We start from the raw sequence: 2246 nt of genomic DNA on the forward strand, positions 1-2246 counted from the left end.
CGGGTCAGCGCAGCGCGCGCCAGGCGGCCGCGAGCTCCGCGACCCGGTCGTCGGTCCCGAGCGCGTGGCCGTCGATCGCGGCGACCGGGACGACCCCGCGGCCGGCGGTCGTGAGGAACGCGGCGCGGACCTCGCCCAGCTCCGCGACCGTCAGCGCGTGCTCGGTCGCCCCCGCGGCGTCGAGCGCCCAGGCGCGGGTCACGCCGGGGAGGATGCCGCGCACCGGCGGCGTGAGGATCGAGCCGGCGGCGTCGACGACGAAGAGCGACGCGCGGCTGGTCTCGCCGACGAGGCCGGCGGCCGAGGCGAGCAGCGGCTCGTCGGCGCCGGCGTCGCGCGCGAGCGCCTCGGCGGCCTCCGCCCAGCCGCGCTCGGCGCGCTTCTGCTCGCGCGTCTCGTCCGCCGGATCGAAGCCCGGGACCACCGCCAGCCGGACCGGATCGGCGGGCCCGGGGGTGCGGGCGCGGCTCGCCACGGCGGTCTTCGCGGCGACGTCGAAGCGCACGACGGTGGGTCGCACGGCGGTGCGCAGCCAGGTGCCCGCGAGCGCGCGCACCGCCGTGACCTGCCGCGGGGCCGCTCCGGAGCGCCGAAGGCGGACGAGATGGTGATCGAATCGCCGGATCCGCCCGTCCTCGACGAGCACGGTTTCGATCAGGGGTGCGTCGGGACGGCTCCGGAACACGGGGGCATCGTCCCACGCGGGCGGCGGGCCGGTCCGAGCTCCTCGCCCGCGGGAAGATACGCACGGTCGGAAACTGGTCGAGTCCGGTTGCTTGTGAATGCATCTGATCGAACACGCGAAGTGCGTGCACGCCATACGTGATCGGTTCCCCGATGCGCGCCGCGCGGCGCCGCGCGTTCCGGTTGAATCCCCCGAATTCCTTGTTGGCCCCTAGGAGGACCAGTCCAGTGCCCGACACATCCGTGCTGACCGAGAACGCAAAGCTCCTCGCCTGGGTCGATGAGATCGCCCAGCTGACGCAGCCCGAGTCCGTCGTGTGGTGCGACGGTTCCGCGGAGGAGTACGACCGCCTCTGTCAGGAGCTCGTCGACGCCGGGACCTTCCGCAAACTGTCGGACGCCAAGCGCCCGAACAGCTACCTCGCCTGGTCCGACCCCTCCGACGTCGCGCGCGTGGAGGACCGGACCTACATCTGCGCCGCCACCGAGGCGGAGGCCGGCCCGAACAACAACTGGCGCGAGCCCGCCGAGATGCGCGCCCAGATGCAGGAGCTCTTCACGGGCGCCATGCAGGGCCGCACGATGTACGTCGTGCCGTTCTCGATGGGCCCGCTCGGGTCCGACAAGTCGAAGATCGGCATCGAGGTCACCGACTCGCCGTACGTCGTGGTCCAGATGCGGATCATGACCCGCATGGGCAAGGGCGCCCTGGACGATCTCGGCGCCGACGGCGAGTTCGTGCCGTGCGTCCACTCGATCGGCGCGCCGCTGGCTCCCGGCCAGGCCGACTCGACGTGGCCCACCAACGCGGACACGAAGTACATCGTCCACTACCCCGAGACCCGCGAGATCTGGTCCTACGGCTCGGGCTACGGCGGCAACGCGCTGCTGGGCAAGAAGTGCCTGGCGCTGCGCATCGCGTCGGTCCTCGCGCGTGACGAGGGTTGGATGGCCGAGCACATGCTGATCCTCAAGCTGACGTCGCCCGAGGGCGTCGTGAAGTACGTCACCGGCGCGTTCCCGTCGGCGTGTGGGAAGACGAACCTCGCGATGCTGATCCCGACCCTGCCGGGGTGGAAGGTCGAGACGATCGGTGACGACATCGCGTGGATGAAGTTCGGTGAGGACGGCCGGCTCTACGCGATCAATCCGGAGGCCGGGTTCTTCGGTGTCGCGCCGGGCACGGGCGAGAAGACGAATCCCAACGCGATCGCCGCGATCAAGTCCGACACGCTGTTCACGAACACGGCGCTGACCGACGACGGCGACGTCTGGTGGGAGGGCCTGACCGACGAGAAGCCCGAGCACCTGATCGACTGGCACGGCAACGACTGGACGCCCGACAGCGAGACGCCGGCGGCGCACCCGAACTCGCGGTTCACGGTCGCGGCCTCGCAGGCGCCGTCGATCGCCCCGAACTGGGAGGACCCGGCCGGTGTGCCGATCGACGCGTTCCTCTTCGGCGGCCGCCGCGCCACGGTCCTTCCGTTGGTGCGCGAGGCGACGTCGTGGGAGCACGGTGTGTTCCTCGGCGCGACGATGAGCTCCGAGCAGACCGCCGC

Annotated in this window: 2 protein-coding genes; one reads left to right on the forward strand and one right to left on the reverse strand. The window is 71.7% G+C overall.

All coding sequences use genetic code 11. From position 1 onward, the window contains the following. Positions 1-4: 4 nt before the first annotated feature. Positions 5-685 carry an aminotransferase class IV gene (locus AB0L40_RS27650; protein WP_364361995.1) on the reverse strand — a complete coding sequence of 227 codons (681 nt, stop codon included), beginning with the start codon at positions 683-685 and terminating at the stop codon, positions 5-7. 227 nt (positions 686-912) lie between these two features. Here AB0L40_RS27650 and AB0L40_RS27655 point away from each other — a divergent pair. Next, positions 913-2246: phosphoenolpyruvate carboxykinase (GTP) (locus AB0L40_RS27655; RefSeq protein WP_364361997.1), on the forward strand; the 1334-nt coding region annotated here is incomplete at its 3' end.

Origin of the sequence: Patulibacter sp. NPDC049589 (assembly GCF_040675535.1) — a bacterium.
Lineage (GTDB): Bacteria > Actinomycetota > Thermoleophilia > Solirubrobacterales > Solirubrobacteraceae > Patulibacter.